This window comes from Teichococcus globiformis (assembly GCF_042646265.1).
In the GTDB taxonomy this organism is placed as follows: domain Bacteria; phylum Pseudomonadota; class Alphaproteobacteria; order Acetobacterales; family Acetobacteraceae; genus Pseudoroseomonas; species Pseudoroseomonas globiformis.
Genome location: NZ_JBHRTN010000020.1, coordinates 1 through 14,662 on the forward strand (window position 1 = coordinate 1; position 14,662 = coordinate 14,662).

The following is a 14,662-nucleotide window of genomic DNA, read 5'->3' on the forward strand; positions in this document are numbered from 1 at the left end:
TCCGTCTGAGGCGGGCCGCCCCCGCCTCAGACGGACATCTGGTCTAGTTCAACCCTGCAATGCCTGCCTTCACGATAGAGCCACGACGCCGACGCTGCCGAGGTACCGCACTGCGTCAATGCACGAGAGAAGATTGCGGGATAACCGTTTGCTCCATTAATCGGCGTACTCGTTCGCCGCCTGGATGATCGGCCGCCAGCGTGCGACTTCCTCAGCAAGAAAGCGGCGATGATACGTCGGGGTGGCACGATCTTCCGTCACCGGTTCCGTTACCAAGTCGGCAAGGCGTTGCCGGACTCTGCCATCTTGCAAAGCGTTGCGGAGGGCGGTTGCCAAGCGTTCCTGCACTTCGGGCGGCGTACCGGCCGGCGCGTAGAGGCCGTGCCAAGTGCTCATCAGCAATCCCGGCTGTCCGGCCTCCGCAGTGGTCGGCAGGTCGAGGCCGACCACGCGCCGGGGTGCTGTCACGGCGTACCCTTTAACGTTGCCGTCGCGAATGAAAGGCGCGGTGCTGGTGGCCTGGTCGCAGAACACGTCCATGCGCCCTGACACCAACTCCGTCATCGCCGGCCCGCCGCCACGGAAAGCCACGGCGGTCATTGCCGTTCCGGCGGCTTGCTGCAGGAGCAGCCCGCACAGATGGTTGGCGGCGCCGACACCCGCATGCGCCAGGTTCAACCGATCTCCTCGCCGTCTGATCTCGGCGATGTAGGCGGCCAGATCCGCTGCCGGAAAGTCGCGCCGCGCCACCAGCGTCATGGCGGCATCAGACACCAAGCCTAGCGGCGCGAAGCTGTCCGTGACGCTGTAGGGCAGCCGCCGGTAGAGGGTGGCGCTGGTCGCGTGGCCGATGTGGTGCATCAGCAGGGTATGGCCGTCCGGCCGCGCATGGGCGACCCGTGCGGCGCCGATGGTTCCCCCCGCACCACTGGCGTTCTCCACCACCACGGGCTGCCCGAGGTTCCGCCCCATGGGCTCGGCGATGAGGCGCGCGATGGCGTCGGTCGAGCCGCCGGCGGCGAAAGGGACAACGAGCGTCACGGAGCGGCTTGGGAACCGCGGCTGCGCCCGGAGGGACGGAGCTGCAAGCACGAAGGGCGCGGTGGCCAGCAACGTTCGGCGCTTCATCTGGAGGTCCTCCCCTTTCTCTGGTTGGCTTGGGCAAAGGGCACCACGGCCCCGCGGCATCGAACGTGCCGCGAGGAGCTCCCGGCCCCGCCACGAAGTTCCGAGCAATGATGGGCAGTCTGCTGAGGCGTGCTGCTGCCGATCGTCAGAGTGCCGGGCGGCTAGGCCGCCAGCTCGCGCATCACCTTGATCAGGTCGGATTTGCCCTCGAAGCCGATGCCAGGCAGTTCTGGCATGGTCACGCGGCCATTCTCGACACGCACCCCGTCCGGAAAGCCGCCATAGGGCTGGAACAGGTCCGGGTAGCTCTCATTACCGCCCAGCCCGAGCCCCGCCGCGATCATCAGCGACATCTGATGCCCACCATGCGGGACGCAGCGCGAGGGCGACCAGCCGAATTGCTTCAGCACCTCCAGGGTTCGCAGGTACTCCACCAGCCCGTAGGACAGGGCGCAGTCGAATTGCAGCCAATCGCGGTCGGGCCGCATGCCGCCATAGCGCAGCAGGTTGCGCGCGTCCTGGTGCGAGAACAGGTTCTCGCCGGTGGCCATGGCGCCTGGATAGAACTCCGACAGCGCGGCCTGCAGGGCATAGTCCAGCGGGTCGCCTACTTCCTCGTACCAGAACAGGGGGTAGTCGCGGAGCATCTTGGCGTAGGCGATGCCGGTCTCCAGATCAAAGCGGCCGTTCGCATCCACGGCAAGCTGGGCCTGGTTGCCGATCTCGCTCAGCACGGCTTCGACACGGCGGCGGTCCTCCTCGATCGAGGCACCGCCGATCTTCATCTTGACCACGTTGTACCCGCGATCGAGATAGCCGCGCATCTCGGCCCGCAGTTGCTCGTCGCCCTTGCCGGGGTAGTAGTAGCCGCCAGCCGCGTAGACGAAGACGCTCGGGTTTGCCTCGAGTCCGTGGCGTTCGGCCAACAGGCGGAACAGCGGCTTGCCTTCGATCTTGGCCACAGCATCCCACACTGCCATGTCGAGGGTGCCGACGGCCACCGAGCGCTCGCCATGCCCCCCCGGCTTCTCGTTCTGCATCATGGCCGCCCACACCTTGGCCGGGTCGATGTTGCCGCAGGTGTCATCCAGCAGGCTCCTGGGATCAGCTTCAAGGATGCGGTTGCGAAAACGCTCGCGGATCAGGCCCCCCTGACCGTAACGACCGTTGGAGTTGAAGCCGTAGCCGACAACCGGCCGCCCACCGCGCACCACATCGGTCACCACGGCCACGAGGCTCGCGGTCATCTTGCTGAAATCGATGTAGGCGTTGCGGATGGGCGACGCGATCGGCTGGGTGATCTCACGAACCTCAACAATGCGCATCCGGCATACCTTCAGGGTTGAGGGCCAGCATCGCTGGCCGTGCTATTTCAAAGCCGCCTTCTTGCGGAACAGCCTCTGAATACGGGCCTTGCCCGATGAAGCTCCAATGCCCAGAGTCACGATCGCTATGCACGATCGGCATCGACCATGGAGCTGAACTGGCTCGAAGACTTCCTGGCACTCGCGGAGCACCGCAACTTCTCCCGGGCGGCCGAGGCGCGCAACGTTACCCAACCGGCATTCAGTCGCCGCATCCGGTCCTTGGAGAACTGGGTCGGCACACCGCTCGTCCTGCGCTCCTCACAAGGCGTGCGGCTGAACGCCGCCGGTGAGGTTCTGCGCCAGGGCGCGGCGGAGCTGACGCGTGACCTCCACCGGCTGCGCCGGGGTGCATTGAAGGCGGCTGGACGCGAAACCGCCGCGCTGACGATCGCGGCGACCCACGCGCTGTCCTTTACTTTCTTCCCCGGCTGGCTGCGGTCATTCGCTCTTCTGGAGGAGCTGGGCACACTGAACCTGGTGTCCGACACCATGGCGGCCTGCGAGCGCATTCTGCTGGCCGGTGACGCAGACTTCCTGCTGTGCCACACCCGATCCGACATGCCGAGCGACCTTGCGCCCGACGCCTTCGCCAGCGTTGCAGTCGGCAACGACGTGCTTGTTCCGGTCTCGGCTCCCGATGCCACGGGCGCGGCACGCTGGTCGCTGCCCGGCACCTCAACGGCGCCGATACGCCTGCTGGCTTACAGCAAGGCATCAGGCCTCGGCCGCATCCTGGACGCGACGTGGCGTTCCAATGTTGAGGCGATGTGGCTCGATCCGGTATTGACCTCCCCGCTTGCGGCGACGCTGCAGACCATGGCGCTTCAGGGCCAGGGCCTGGCATGGCTTCCGCGCACCATGGTCGCCGAGGACCTCATTGCCGGACGCTTGGTCAATGCCGGCGACGAAGATTCCGCGATCGCCCTGGAGATCAGGCTCTTCCGTCCGCTACGCCAGCCGTCGAGGGCCGCTATGGCCTTCTGGCGGGCAGTATCAAAGCAAGCGGCGCTATGAGGGCCGCACTGGAAGCGGCGTCGCCGACGCCGACACTGCGATTGTGGGAGCTCGTGGCGAAGGATCAATGTTCACCGGTCCTGCTATCCCAGATTCGGCTACCGCCCCAGTAAACCGGCCGAAAGCACGACGCAGGCGAACCTTCCATTCTGAGTTCAGCCGTTCACAGCCGATGCTATGCGCGGAAGCCTAACCTGTGATCGTCGGACGAAGCGGCGCGCATCGGCGTTGCTGGTGATGCCAACGGGCGCTGCCGGATGCATGGCGACAGAGCACGGGGCCAAGGACGTGTGAGGGCCGTCAGCGGCTTCGGGAGGCGCATACAGTGCATGTGGTGGGCGCGGGGCGGAGGCTAGGAGCCTCAGGCGGCACCTGAGGGCGCTGCTGACACAGTCGGCCGAGTTGGTGGAGGAGGCGGGGCAGGGTAAGCCTGGAGGCAAGATGCACGCCTTGCCTTGGCTGTTTGCGCAACTGCTACCTGTTGCAACTGCGAGCATCTCTATAGGCCTTAGCGCTAAGGCAAGGAGCTGAATCGGTACCGTTCCACCGTGGCCTGGACCGTTGTAATGTACCGGCATGCTTTGCGAACTCGCTCACTCCTTTCCACCACGCGTCGCTGAATTGCTTGAGCGTGACCGGAACCTCACCCGGAACTTCCGCGAAGAATCCGTTACCGACCTACTAATGGCGAGCCTGATCGGGCTAGAAGCCTTCGGGATTCGTGTCGACTTTCCAGATGAACCTACTACTGGCGGAGATATGGAGTGGATTTATGCCGCTCCGCTTGAAGCCAATGGCGGCCGGTACTTGCGATTGATGCTCCAGGCAAAGCGTGCACAATACGCCAAGCTCAAAAATGGCGGATACTGGTACTATCAGCATCTGGATCACGGCAATCCTCTAGGGTCGCAGGCTCAGACCCTAGTAAGCCGCGCCACTTCGCTGGGTAGCGCGGCAACACTCCCACTCTATATTTTTTATCACCCTTTCGCGGCCACTATGCCCATATCGACTGGGCTGCCTGCTGTCGAAGGCATCAACTTTGTATTTGCCGATCTTGTGGCGCCTGTCGTTAAAGGCGGCTGCAAACGGAAGGAAAAGAGGCTTGATCGCTGGCGTAGGCACTTCCTACCGCTTTCCGACCTCCTCTGCTGGCCAGTGGCGATCACTTCTTCGGCTCCGCCTCCTCCCTCTGATGCCACGCGCTTCATTGTCGACGGCGTGGAAGCAAGGCTGCTGCCTTTGACTGGCGGCTTTCATCCCGACATCGTTGCCGATCGTCTCAACAAACGTCGTGACAGCTCCAGATCTCTCACCCCTGATGTTTGGGAACGTCACGAGGATGCCAAACCTCAGACTTCCGACGTTGAGGAAGGTAGCGAGGACTCGCGCCCTTCTTTTGCTGGACCGGAACGCCGCTTCATCAAACCCGCCGACGGCATCCCGGACGAAATTCATCGTGCCATTGAGGGCAAGGCGACTAGAGAGGATCGTCAGAAATTAAAGCGACCACGTGTGGTGCTCACCACGTGGACTAGCCTAGAAGATTCAGACTTTCCTGTAGTCGACGCTTTCAGTCGCTAACCTGATGGCAACGAGTGATACCGAGTTCCGAGGGATGTTACTCGGAGAGAGACGCCATCTGCCTTGGCAAGGCGAGCGAGTGTTAGTTCTTAGCAATGCCGCTCAATCGGGCAGATGTGTGGACGGCCCTCTACTTCGCAGAGGGTTGAACGGTAGGATCAGGTTCTGCAGACCCGGACAACGTCCACCCCAGGATCGTCCGCACGAACCGCCGTGCATCGGCGTTGCTGGTGATGCCGACGAAGCGCTGGCGCAGCTCCACCGCGGCCGAAAGCTCGCCGCCCTTCTGAAAGGCAGCGCGGATCGCGGCGGCGTCGCTTTCGGACACGCAGAACATGTGGGCAGCATGGCGGTCGACAGGTCACCCCCGCAAGCGACTTCTCCGCGACCTTGACGGACTTGCTCCGACTGGTCCGTGAGGTCCGCCCTCTTGCGAAAGGCGGGTGTACAGTGACCTGAAAGATGCTGTTCGAGTGCCAGCTTTTGTTTGGCTCGCGATCGATGCGGGTGACGGTCACCGCCGTGAAGTGAGTGGTTGGAACGGATCTTCTATTTGGCCCGCCTTGTGGCAGGTGAAAGCTTTTCGCCACGAAAGCGGGACGCTCCTTGAAGCTTACGTTCGGCCCGCCTGCTGTGGCGGGTGTTCAGTGTCATAGTCGTCGTACTCGTCCTTCCAGGTTCTTCTGTTTGGCCCGCCTCACGGGTGTTTGCTTCGAGCTCATAGTTGCTCATCATCTCCTCCGCTTCGCCACACGCACTGGCTTGCCTCGAACATCTTGGGGCCTTTGTGATGCCGGCGAACCTCGGCGCGGTAGAGTCGAGTGACCCCTAATGCCTGAAAGTCATCAGACGGGTCTTGCATCGCCGGCGAGAGGAGCAGGCGCCGTACCGCGCCGGCGGACACCATGGATGACCAAAGTGGCCAGGTGATTGCTGTTCGTCCGCTACCCGATTCTGTGCAGCCTGCCACGGCAAGCCGGACCTCGCCTTGATGGAGGTGCGGCATGGCTGGCCACCAGGACAAGCCAACCAGCGCCAGTAGATTGGCAAGACCCGCCGAAAGGAGCGGTTGGCGCATCGGATCGGACCACTGATAGGCATGGTCCCGCCGAGTGGGCTCCAGGTACAGCGAAGCTTTGCGATCCATCGCCGGCCAAGGCCCTTGGAGCGTGGCCCGCAGCTTTTCCAGCGGGCGGTTCCTCTCCTCCATCATGGAAGCCTGGGCTGACACCGACATCAGGTCCTGCATCTGTCGGATGCTGATCAGCAGATGGCGCTGCTGCGCGCCATCCAACACGCACCAGGGTGGGTCCATCAAGGCGGTCTCGCCGCTCTTGGTGACTTGGACGGCGGCATCGCTGCCGAGCGATCCCAGGAGATCCGCCAGGAGAGGATCGGGCTGCGCCATCGCTGCCTGAAGCGCCCCGCGGTACTCGGCCGGCGTCACCTCCTTGAGCCTGCTCTTGCCTGGAAAAATCTGCAGCGGCGCCACCCGCTGCCGTAGCTGGGCGGCAAGGGCCTCCTCCATGGCTTCCGCGGCGTCTGGCCAAGTCAGCCGCGCCGGATGCGGCGGCTCCGGTGACCAGCCGAGCCGCACCGACGCATCCTGCTCGCCCAGCAGCCGCAGCACGCCGAGCGCCGCCAGGAACCCGGTCAGCGTGCCACCTTCGAGCCCGGTCAGCGGCAGCACGGGGACGTCCGGCGTCATGGCGCGGCGCAGGCCGGATGAGGCTCAGCGGCCACCGGCATCGCGGTCGATGCCAGCGCCTCGTGCCGCGATTGTTGCGCATCGGCCAAACGCAGCGCCGCCTCCAGATAGGCCAATCCCCACACGCCATAGCGCGCCATCAATGGATCAAAGCGCGCCGTCCATCCGGAGGAGAGGGCCTGCAGATCGTGCCGGGTTCTTGCGCGCAGGCGCAGTGGACCGGTCATCGCCTGCACCATGACCAGCAGCTCCGGAAAGGGCGGCGCGGGATCGTCCATCGCGGCAAAGAACGGCCGGCCATGGCCGTGATGCGTGCCCACCAACCACAGCACTAGATCCGGGTCGAGGGCATCGCGCAACAAGTCGGACCCTTGTAGCAGCGCCACCGACCAGGCCTCGTGCCGCAAACCCTGCGGCAACCCCACCCGCGCCAGCCGGTTCAGAAAGACGGTCCGGCTTTGCGGCGGCTGCGGGCTCTTGGCCAGGGCTGGCCGCGACAAGGCTGCCAGGAGGCTGCTGCCGCGCAGCATGGCTTGAAAACGCGGCTCGGCCTTGCCGAGATCATGCCAGCGCGCCGCCAGAGCGAGGTCATCCACTCGCTCGCCCGGCAAACCCACGGCACGGGCGGCTGCCGTCGCCCTCTGGCCCACGGCCGCGCCATGCGCTTCGAGCCGTACTGGAGGCGTGGCGGCCTCGACGAGGCCGCCTGGGTCACCGCCGCGCAGCACGACTCCCTCGGCCAATGACCCGTTATCGGCGTAGGCCAGCAGGCGCGGGGCGGCGCCGAGGGCGGCGAATGGCAGATCCGGCAGGGTCTCGCGCAGTGCACCCAGCAGCGATCGAATTGGCTCTTCAGGCGTCATGGCGGACAACAAGGCCCGCGCCCGATGCCACTTGGCAGCGGGCAGCAATCCGGGATGCAACCTCAGCACGTGGCGCCCTCGCGCCTGCCGGATCGCCGGCTCGGCGATGTCCGGCACGGGGGTCGGCGGGGTGGACGGTTCCGGCACCCAGCCAAAGCGATCGCAGCCGCCCCAGGCCGCCGGCAGGATCACCGTGTCGCCCGGGCGCAGCACCTCCACATCCGTCAGTGCCGATCCCTCGGTGCTGCGCCAGACATAGACTTTGCGACCCTGAACTATCTCCGATCCGCCCTGCGCCTCAACGGGCTCGGCTTCCAGATCGGCGCTGTCGGCCAAGCGCTGGGCCAGCCAGGCGCGGGCCACACCGAGCGGCAAGGCCAGCACCTCGGCGGCCACCGGCGGCACCGCTGCCAGCACCTCGCCATAGGCCGCCCAGGCGGATGGATCCTCATCCAGCGGCGTGTCGGCGCGCCAAACCAGCTGCAGATCCGCCGGGCCGCTGCGCGGGCCGTGCAGCCACAGGGCCGGGTCGGGATCAGGATGCGGTCGCGGCGTGGTCTGCGCGAACAGCCCGAGGATGCTCGGGGTCAGGCACGGCGCGTCGGCCGTTGCCAGGATTGTGGCCTCGGGCGGTAAGCCGAGATCGGCCTGCCCATCCACCCCGAGCTCCAGCAGGCCGGGCGGCGCCTTCTGGGCCGCGCCATCGCCGCCAGCCCGCTGCCAAAGCCATTGCCGGGTGGTCCAGCCGGCGGTGCCGTAGAGCCGGTCCTGCGCCGCCGGATCGGCGGCCGGCAGCTTGAAGGTGCAGAGCATCCAGGCGGTGCTGTGGCCGAGAGCGCCGTCGCGGTCTAGCCGGCCGAGGCGCTGCCGCAGCACCGACCAGGGCGCCATCTCGCTCACCAGCGCGTCGAAGTCGAAATCGGCGCCCGCCTCGATGGCCTGAGTGCCGACCACGAAGAGTGGCCGATGCCCTGCCTGCAGCGCGCGGTCACGGCCGCAGCACAGCCGGTCGATGATCCGCGCCATTGAGGTAGGATCCGCCGGCTGGTTCAGCCCGAGCAGCTGGTCGCGATCCCAGGGCCGGCAGCGGCCGGTCAGCAACAGGCTGCCGCCCGTGGCGGGATCTTCGCCGGCCTCACCCACCGCTTGCACCAGCAGGTCGTGGATCCGCCGCGCCAGCCGCACCCGGTTGACCACGATGCCGATCACCCGCACTCGCGGATCCTCGGCGCAGTGCCGGGCCCGGTCGACGAACACACGGGCCTGCTTGTCCGAGTTGCCCGTGGCGGGCGCGCGGTCCAGCCGAGCCTGTTTGCGCGCGGCCAAGCGCCGGTGCAGCAGCGGCGCCCCGGCGCGATCCGGCCCGGCCGTGTCCATGTCCAGAGCAAAGCGCGCCTCCATGGCCGTGCCGGGCCCTGGCGTGGCGCTCAGCGTCACCGCGGCGAAAGGCAGGTCCAGCGGCTGGGTGGCGCGCCGGCGCAGCGCGGTGACCGCTTGCAGGGTCTGCGCAAAGGCGGTGGACAGGTGCGCCTCGTCCAGCAGGATCAGGCAATCCTCGCCGAGCAGACCGGCCTGGACCGGCGCCATGCGCGGCGACACGCCGTAGCCGCGAAACAGCAACCGCGAACCGACCTGATCCACGGTGGAGAGCAGCACGGTGGGCTGGTGCACACTGGCGGCCCAGGCCCGGTCCTGCGGCAGACCACCACGCAGCACCGACACCTGCAGCGGCAGGCCAGTGCCGCCCAGCGCCGCCAACCGCGCTGCCACGCGGGCCAGCACCGCCCCGTCGGGATCCCGCTGCCTCTCGCCGGTCAGAGCCTCCGCCAGATACTCGGCCAGGCGGCGTGCCCGAACATGCGCCTCATCCACCACCAGCCGCCGATCCACCACAAAGGCGATGCGCATCGGCATGCGCCGCGGCGCCTCGCTCAGAGCCAGCGCCAGGGCAAACACCGCGATGTCGATCACCGCCGTCTTGCCCGAGGCCGGCGGCAGGTCGCAGAGGCTGGGCCAGCCCGTGGCCAGCACCTGTTGCAGCAGCCGCGACTGCCAAGGAAAGGGCGCGACGCCGTGCACCGCGCGGAAGAAGGCGGCGAAGTCGGCCTCGCGCAGCGCTGGGAGGCTCACGGTGCATCCCCGTCGGCCAACACCGCCAGCCCCTCGGGCAGCGGCATCAGCAGGCCCAACCCGCTGAACCGCCCGGCGCCGACCAGCAGGGGTCCGGCCAGGGGCACGGCAAAACGCAGGCGGGCATGCACGGCCCAGCGTTGCGGGCCACCCCGGTCCTGGCGAAAGGCCCGCGCCGCGGCCTGTCCCGGCAGGATGGGGTGGGCGCTGACCGCCACCTGCTCCGGTTCCGGCAAGCCGGACAGGGCACATTCGCGGATGAGGAGGGCACGAAGCGCCGCCTCCGTGGCCTGGCCGGATCGGTTGCGGCCTTGATCCGGCCGGCGGGACAGCAGGATGGGCGTGGTGGTCACCCAATCCCGCGCCGGGCCGGCATAGCGCTGCAGGCGCAGCCCGGCGGGCTGATCATCGCTCGCCGCCAGGAGCCGGCCCCAGCCCGCGTCCAGCGGCAGGTCGGCCAGTTCCGCGTCCGGCGCGCCGCCCTGCAGCAACTCGGCCACGGATTGCCATTGTTCCGGGGTAGCCGAGCGCGGCAGCAGCATGGCGAGACCGAGCAGGTGCCCCCTGGCGTGGCGATGGCCAAGATCGCCGAGCGGGATCAGCGCCAACCGGTCGCCACGCGCCGGCGCGCCGTCCGGACGGTGGCCCGAGACGAAGGCGTTGTCGGCGAACAGCGGCAAGCCTTGCAGCCCAGCCGTTGCTTGAGCGGCACGATCGCGGGCCACCAGCACCCGGCGCACCGCCTTGGCAAAGGGCTCTGCCTCGGTGAGCGGGATCCGCGCCTCCGACCGCAGCACGAAGCTGTCCCAGACCGCCTGCCACGGACCCTGCCAGGTCTCCGGAGGGGGCGGAGGATCATCGTCGCGGCGATACGCGGCCAGCGGGCCCCGATCCGTTGGGCGCCCATCGGCATAGAGGATGCGCAGCCGCGTCAGGCGGCCGGGCCGGGCCACCCGCATGACGTGTTGGCCGCTGGGATCCGGCTGCCAGACGCGCAGCTGCGCCGCCTGGGGCAGCTGTTCCGGCGCCACCTCCATCAGCTGCGGGAACACCAGATTGCTGCTGCGGCCGAACCAGCTCAGGCGCGACAACAAGCGCTGCAAAGCGATGCGATGCTGGTTCAGCCCGGCCCGGTCGACGCGCCAAACGTAGCGCAGTAGGGGCAGGGCGGCGATGACGCCCGGCGACAGGCGGGGCTTGAGTCGACCAGGAGCCCCCGGCGCGTAGAGCGCGTCATTCACCGGCACATAGGTGGTGAGCGGCGTGATCGGGGTGGCATCGCTGGCTTGCACCTCCGGCGACGGCAGGGTTTCCAGCCAGAACAGGGCCGCCTCGCCGGCCGTGAACACTGCCGGATCCGCTTCCTCCTCATGCAGCACTGACACCAAGGCGCTGAACAGGCGCGCGCCGTGCAGCGGCCACTCCGCCCGGCCGCGATCCTCCTTGGCGGCCGCCAGGATCCGCGGCGAGGCAAAGCGCAGTTCGATCACCATCGGCACGGTCGTGGCGCCTGCCGGCGCCGCGCCCCGCGCCTCAGGCGGCATCGTCAGGCCCATCCGACGCGGCCGTCTCGACACCCTGGGATTTCTCCACCAGTTCGATCAACTGCGGGCTCGGCACCAGGGTGATGGGGTGCGGCGGTCCCCAGGGCAGATCGTGCTGGCGCAGCGCCGCCACGGCCTCCCGCAGCAGGGCGACGGCCTCATCCTGGGTGATGGGCAGCGGCGTCACCTCGGCCAGCGAGGCCCCGAGCCATTCCAGCTGCGGCGGCTGGTGGGGGATCAGGTCGCAGCCGGAGCGCACGGCGTAACCCGCTGTCAGTCGCCCGGTCATGGCCACCAGGGCCAGGGCCGCGAGCGCCGTCCGCGCCGCCAGATCGGCTTCGGGATCACGTCGTCCGTCACTTTCCCGCGGGAAACTCAGCTTGCGCAGCCCGGCCAGCGACAAGGTCATTTCATGCACCGCGCCGGCGATGCTGGCCCGTGCGCTGCGCGCCACCGGGAAAATGTTGCCGTGGTTGATCAGTGCCGGTGCCCCAGGGGTCTGCCCCCGCTTGGCAGGGTAGAGGCCCGACTTACCCTTGCCTTTGGCGCTTGGCTCCGTTTCCCAGCCAAGGAAGGGTCGGTTCGCGAAACTCAGCGCCGGCGGTTCCGTGGCTTGGTAGATCGCAACGCCCTCGATGGCGGCCGGATCAATGCGGCTGCTCGCGGCGGCCGCCGGCATGGCGCCGAAGCCGCTGATCTCCGAAACCAGCACGCGGCCGAACTTGGCCCCGTGACCGCCTTTGAGGCCTTGGCTGTGCCAGGCGCCCAAGATCAGCATGTGCGGCAGCAGCAGGACGCCGGTGGCCGAGGTCACCCGCGCCTCAGTCAGGCCGCGGCCCAGCGCCGTTTCGGTGAAGGGTTGGCCCTCCAGCAGACTGTCGCGCAACAACGCATCGTAGCCCCGATGCGGCGCGGTCAGTGCGCTGATCTGCCCCAGGTGCCGGGTCCGCTCCGACCGGGTGAAGTCGATGGCGATGTCGGGGATCGGAGCTCCGGCGCGAGCGGCCTCGACCAGGGCGGCCTCCAAAGCGTTGGCCTCGGCGGCCAGGGAGTTCAGGGTCACGCAGACACTGTCCTGACCCTGTGGATCCCGGCCCTGATAGTAGGCGTTGCGGGTATTGCTGCTCCACCGCTGCACCTCGGTCGATGCCGCACTGAGCTTCGCTTCGCCATACAGCGCCGGCGCAACCAGCGCACCCTCAGCGGTCGGGCTCAACAGCCGGCTTTCGGGAGAAAGGCGGATCAGGCTGCCATGGCGGACAATGCCGCGCAGATCATCCAGGGTGATCGGGGCTCTTCGCGCACGCACCATGAACCGCTCCTCAATCGGGCGGACTGGCCACCACGTTCGACGCTTCCGAAGCCTCACCCGCCTCAAGGTGCGTGCGCTTCGGTACTGCCCAGCCGATCACGCCACTGCAGCCACGTCTCATTTACATACTATAGTTGATAAACTTATCTCGGCCAGACCGTCAATCCAGAACGCATGGATATGCGTCGGCTGGTGGGCCGGAACTTCGCCCGCATCCGGCGCGAGCAAGGCCTCACCCAGGAACAGGTGGAAGAGCGTTCGGGGCTGAGCCAGCAATATCTCAGTGGCTTGGAGCGTGGTCAGCGCAATCCGACGGTGGTGACCTTGTTCGAAGTGGCGCAGGCGCTGGGCGTCACGCCGGTGGATCTGATCCAGCCAGACAACGTGAAGATGCCCAGGAAGTCCTGAAGCGCCTACCAATCTTGCACACCGTCCTCGGTGTAGACCCTGAGGAGCAACAACCTGTGGCTGTTGAAGCCGCATGATCGGGGCGGATGGTCGTGCAGCTTGTTGCAATGAGCGGTATTGGATATCCCGACCTGGCCGGTTCCGCGGCGAGCTGTGTCACCCGCGGGCTTTGGAGTGACAGTGTCCATCGTCGTGTTGCTCCCGGCACACTTCGCCTTGAGCATCCATTGGAGCCGCTGCATCAGTCGCGCTGATGCGGCAGATTGGGTCGGCCCGGTGATGAAGGGATGGCATCGGCTTCAGCCAAAGGCGCAGCACGACCAAAGGCCGTTGCGCGCCGGGCACCCTTTCGCACGACTTACTGTGATGCCGCTGACTTCTCTAACCTGACGGCGGTGCCTCGGGCCGGAGGATTGGTCCAGCCATCAGATGCGGCCCGACAATCGACCGTCGCGTCGGGGCATCATCTGGTATCGCTGAGCAGCCACGCGGCAGGATCGGCCGTTGTCGCTCTGCCCGAGGATGGCCTACCCTGCAGCAACCTGGTCCGGAGGAATATTGCCGTTCGCGGCATCGTCGTCCCCGGCGTAAGGCGCATCGCGGCCATCCACAGATGCGCGCCGGGCTCCCCTGCTTGTCCGCCAGATTGTCTTGTTGCTGGCGCCCCGAAGCTCTACCCCATCATCGGCGTCGGTCCTGCGGCGAGCCGTGTCATCCGTGGGCCAAGTGCAGCCATGTCCGTCGTCGGGCTGCGGCCGGCGTCTTCGCACATTGGCGGGAGAGTTTCCGAAGGAGGCTGCAACGGCCCCTGAGGCAGATATGCTGCTTCGGCCCGGTGCTGGAGGGATCGTGTCGGCTCCAGCCCATGGCGCAGCACGAGCAAAGGCCGCTGCGCGCCGGGCCTTCGCCTAGCGGCTTGCCATGAGGGCGCGGGTTTCCGTAGCCTCGATGGCGGTGCTCCGAGTTGGGGGATTGGCCCAGCTTTCAGATGCGGCCCGAGCATCGACCGTCGCATTCGAAGCACCCGCGCTTGTGTCTTGCCGCCCAGCAAGGCCACCCATACCGTCCAGCGACCCGGTCCTGAGAAAATATTGCCGTTCGCGGCATGGTCGTCCTCGGCGTAAGGCGCATCGCGGCCATCCCCAGATGCGCGCCGGGCTGGCGTCGATTTGAGCGCCCTTGACAGGGCTTCAGAGATCCCCGGCTACCTGTCGTCCCTTCAAGATCGATCGCAGCCACAGCAGCATGGCCGGCGCGAAGAGGCAGAAGGCGATCAGGTTGCCGCCTTCCGTGATCGCCAGCAGACCGATGCTGAAGCCGAGGGCTATGGCCAAAGCAAGCAGGCCGAGGAATGCGAGCAGGAAGCCGGTGACGTTGAGCCAGCGCCTCGACCGGGCGCCGCACAGCCCATGATTCTCTTGCATGCCTTCTGAACCCTCGCTGAACCACGCCATCAATGATCTTCTGGATAGAACGTTGGCTCATAGCATCTATTTAATTGTGTGCATGGCCGCCTGAGGGATCGTGCTGAGATTCATTAACCCGCTCCAGATCCTCCGGATGTCCCTCGCATCAGCCTTGTCGCGGAAAGTTTGCATGGTCGC

The 14,662-nt window shown here is 66.9% G+C and carries 11 protein-coding genes; 3 read left to right on the top strand and 8 right to left on the bottom strand.

Translation table 11 applies throughout. From position 1 onward, the window contains the following. Window positions 1-156: 156 nt before the first annotated feature. Window positions 157-1,128 carry a tripartite tricarboxylate transporter substrate-binding protein gene (locus ACFOD4_RS18995; RefSeq protein ID WP_379598994.1) on the bottom strand — a complete coding sequence of 324 codons (972 nt, stop codon included), beginning with the start codon at window positions 1,126-1,128 and terminating at the stop codon, window positions 157-159. 161 nt (window positions 1,129-1,289) lie between these two features. Then, a complete protein-coding gene (locus ACFOD4_RS19000; RefSeq protein ID WP_379598996.1) occupies window positions 1,290-2,453 on the bottom strand; it encodes a mandelate racemase/muconate lactonizing enzyme family protein in 1,164 nt (387 codons plus the stop codon). 147 nt (window positions 2,454-2,600) lie between these two features. On the opposite strand from ACFOD4_RS19000, the gene ACFOD4_RS19005 reads away from it, so the two are divergent. Further along, window positions 2,601-3,509: a LysR family transcriptional regulator gene (locus tag ACFOD4_RS19005; RefSeq protein ID WP_379598997.1), complete on the top strand. Its 909-nt coding sequence runs from the start codon at window positions 2,601-2,603 to the stop codon at window positions 3,507-3,509. Window positions 3,510-4,085: 576 nt separating this feature from the next. Continuing rightward, on the top strand, window positions 4,086-5,093 hold the full coding sequence (locus ACFOD4_RS19010; protein WP_379598998.1) for a DUF6615 family protein: 1,008 nt from the start codon (window positions 4,086-4,088) through the stop codon (window positions 5,091-5,093). A 130-nt stretch (window positions 5,094-5,223) separates the two neighbouring features. Here the strand turns inward: ACFOD4_RS19010 and ACFOD4_RS19015 are convergent, their stop codons facing one another. From ACFOD4_RS19015 to ACFOD4_RS19035, 5 genes are all read right to left on the bottom strand, one after another. Beyond that, complete coding sequence (locus ACFOD4_RS19015) at window positions 5,224-5,430, bottom strand: hypothetical protein (protein WP_379598999.1); 207 nt, start codon at window positions 5,428-5,430, stop codon at window positions 5,224-5,226. Window positions 5,431-5,811: 381 nt separating this feature from the next. Continuing rightward, window positions 5,812-6,801 (bottom strand): type I-G CRISPR-associated protein, Cas3-extension family, encoded by a 990-nt coding sequence (locus ACFOD4_RS19020; protein WP_379599001.1) that lies wholly within the window; start codon window positions 6,799-6,801, stop codon window positions 5,812-5,814. Then, a complete protein-coding gene (gene cas3g / locus ACFOD4_RS19025) occupies window positions 6,798-9,794 on the bottom strand; it encodes a type I-G CRISPR-associated helicase/endonuclease Cas3g (protein WP_379599003.1) in 2,997 nt (998 codons plus the stop codon). Before cas3g ends, ACFOD4_RS19020 begins: the two co-directional genes overlap by 4 nt. After that, window positions 9,791-11,338, bottom strand: a complete 1,548-nt coding sequence (csb2, locus tag ACFOD4_RS19030) for a type I-G CRISPR-associated protein Csb2 (RefSeq protein ID WP_379599004.1) — start codon at window positions 11,336-11,338, stop codon at window positions 9,791-9,793. The genes cas3g and csb2 overlap by 4 nt, the downstream gene beginning before the upstream one ends. Further along, window positions 11,328-12,650 (bottom strand): type I-G CRISPR-associated protein Cas7, encoded by a 1,323-nt coding sequence (locus ACFOD4_RS19035; RefSeq protein WP_379599006.1) that lies wholly within the window; start codon window positions 12,648-12,650, stop codon window positions 11,328-11,330. Before ACFOD4_RS19035 ends, csb2 begins: the two co-directional genes overlap by 11 nt. A 174-nt stretch (window positions 12,651-12,824) precedes the next feature. Here ACFOD4_RS19035 and ACFOD4_RS19040 point away from each other — a divergent pair, with 174 nt between their 5' ends. Further along, a complete protein-coding gene (locus ACFOD4_RS19040) occupies window positions 12,825-13,058 on the top strand; it encodes a helix-turn-helix domain-containing protein (RefSeq protein ID WP_379599008.1) in 234 nt (77 codons plus the stop codon). 1,190 nt (window positions 13,059-14,248) lie between these two features. Here the strand turns inward: ACFOD4_RS19040 and ACFOD4_RS19045 are convergent. Continuing rightward, a complete protein-coding gene (locus ACFOD4_RS19045; protein ID WP_379599010.1) occupies window positions 14,249-14,482 on the bottom strand; it encodes a hypothetical protein in 234 nt (77 codons plus the stop codon). Between the last annotated feature and the right edge of the window lie 180 nt (window positions 14,483-14,662).

What these genes read in the sequence shown, in the direction of transcription:
- ACFOD4_RS18995 (WP_379598994.1), bottom strand. Translation starts at nt 1,128, where the DNA reads ATGAAGCGCCGAACGTTGCTGGCCACCGCGCCCTTCGTGCTTGCAGCT.
- ACFOD4_RS19000 (WP_379598996.1), bottom strand. Translation starts at nt 2,453, where the DNA reads ATGCGCATTGTTGAGGTTCGTGAGATCACCCAGCCGATCGCGTCGCCC.
- ACFOD4_RS19005 (WP_379598997.1), top strand. Translation starts at nt 2,601, where the DNA reads ATGGAGCTGAACTGGCTCGAAGACTTCCTGGCACTCGCGGAGCACCGC.
- ACFOD4_RS19010 (WP_379598998.1), top strand. Translation starts at nt 4,086, where the DNA reads ATGCTTTGCGAACTCGCTCACTCCTTTCCACCACGCGTCGCTGAATTG.
- ACFOD4_RS19015 (WP_379598999.1), bottom strand. Translation starts at nt 5,430, where the DNA reads ATGTTCTGCGTGTCCGAAAGCGACGCCGCCGCGATCCGCGCTGCCTTT.
- ACFOD4_RS19020 (WP_379599001.1), bottom strand. Translation starts at nt 6,801, where the DNA reads ATGACGCCGGACGTCCCCGTGCTGCCGCTGACCGGGCTCGAAGGTGGC.
- csb2 (WP_379599004.1), bottom strand. Translation starts at nt 11,338, where the DNA reads ATGCCGCCTGAGGCGCGGGGCGCGGCGCCGGCAGGCGCCACGACCGTG.
- ACFOD4_RS19035 (WP_379599006.1), bottom strand. Translation starts at nt 12,650, where the DNA reads ATGGTGCGTGCGCGAAGAGCCCCGATCACCCTGGATGATCTGCGCGGC.
- ACFOD4_RS19040 (WP_379599008.1), top strand. Translation starts at nt 12,825, where the DNA reads ATGGATATGCGTCGGCTGGTGGGCCGGAACTTCGCCCGCATCCGGCGC.
- ACFOD4_RS19045 (WP_379599010.1), bottom strand. Translation starts at nt 14,482, where the DNA reads ATGCAAGAGAATCATGGGCTGTGCGGCGCCCGGTCGAGGCGCTGGCTC.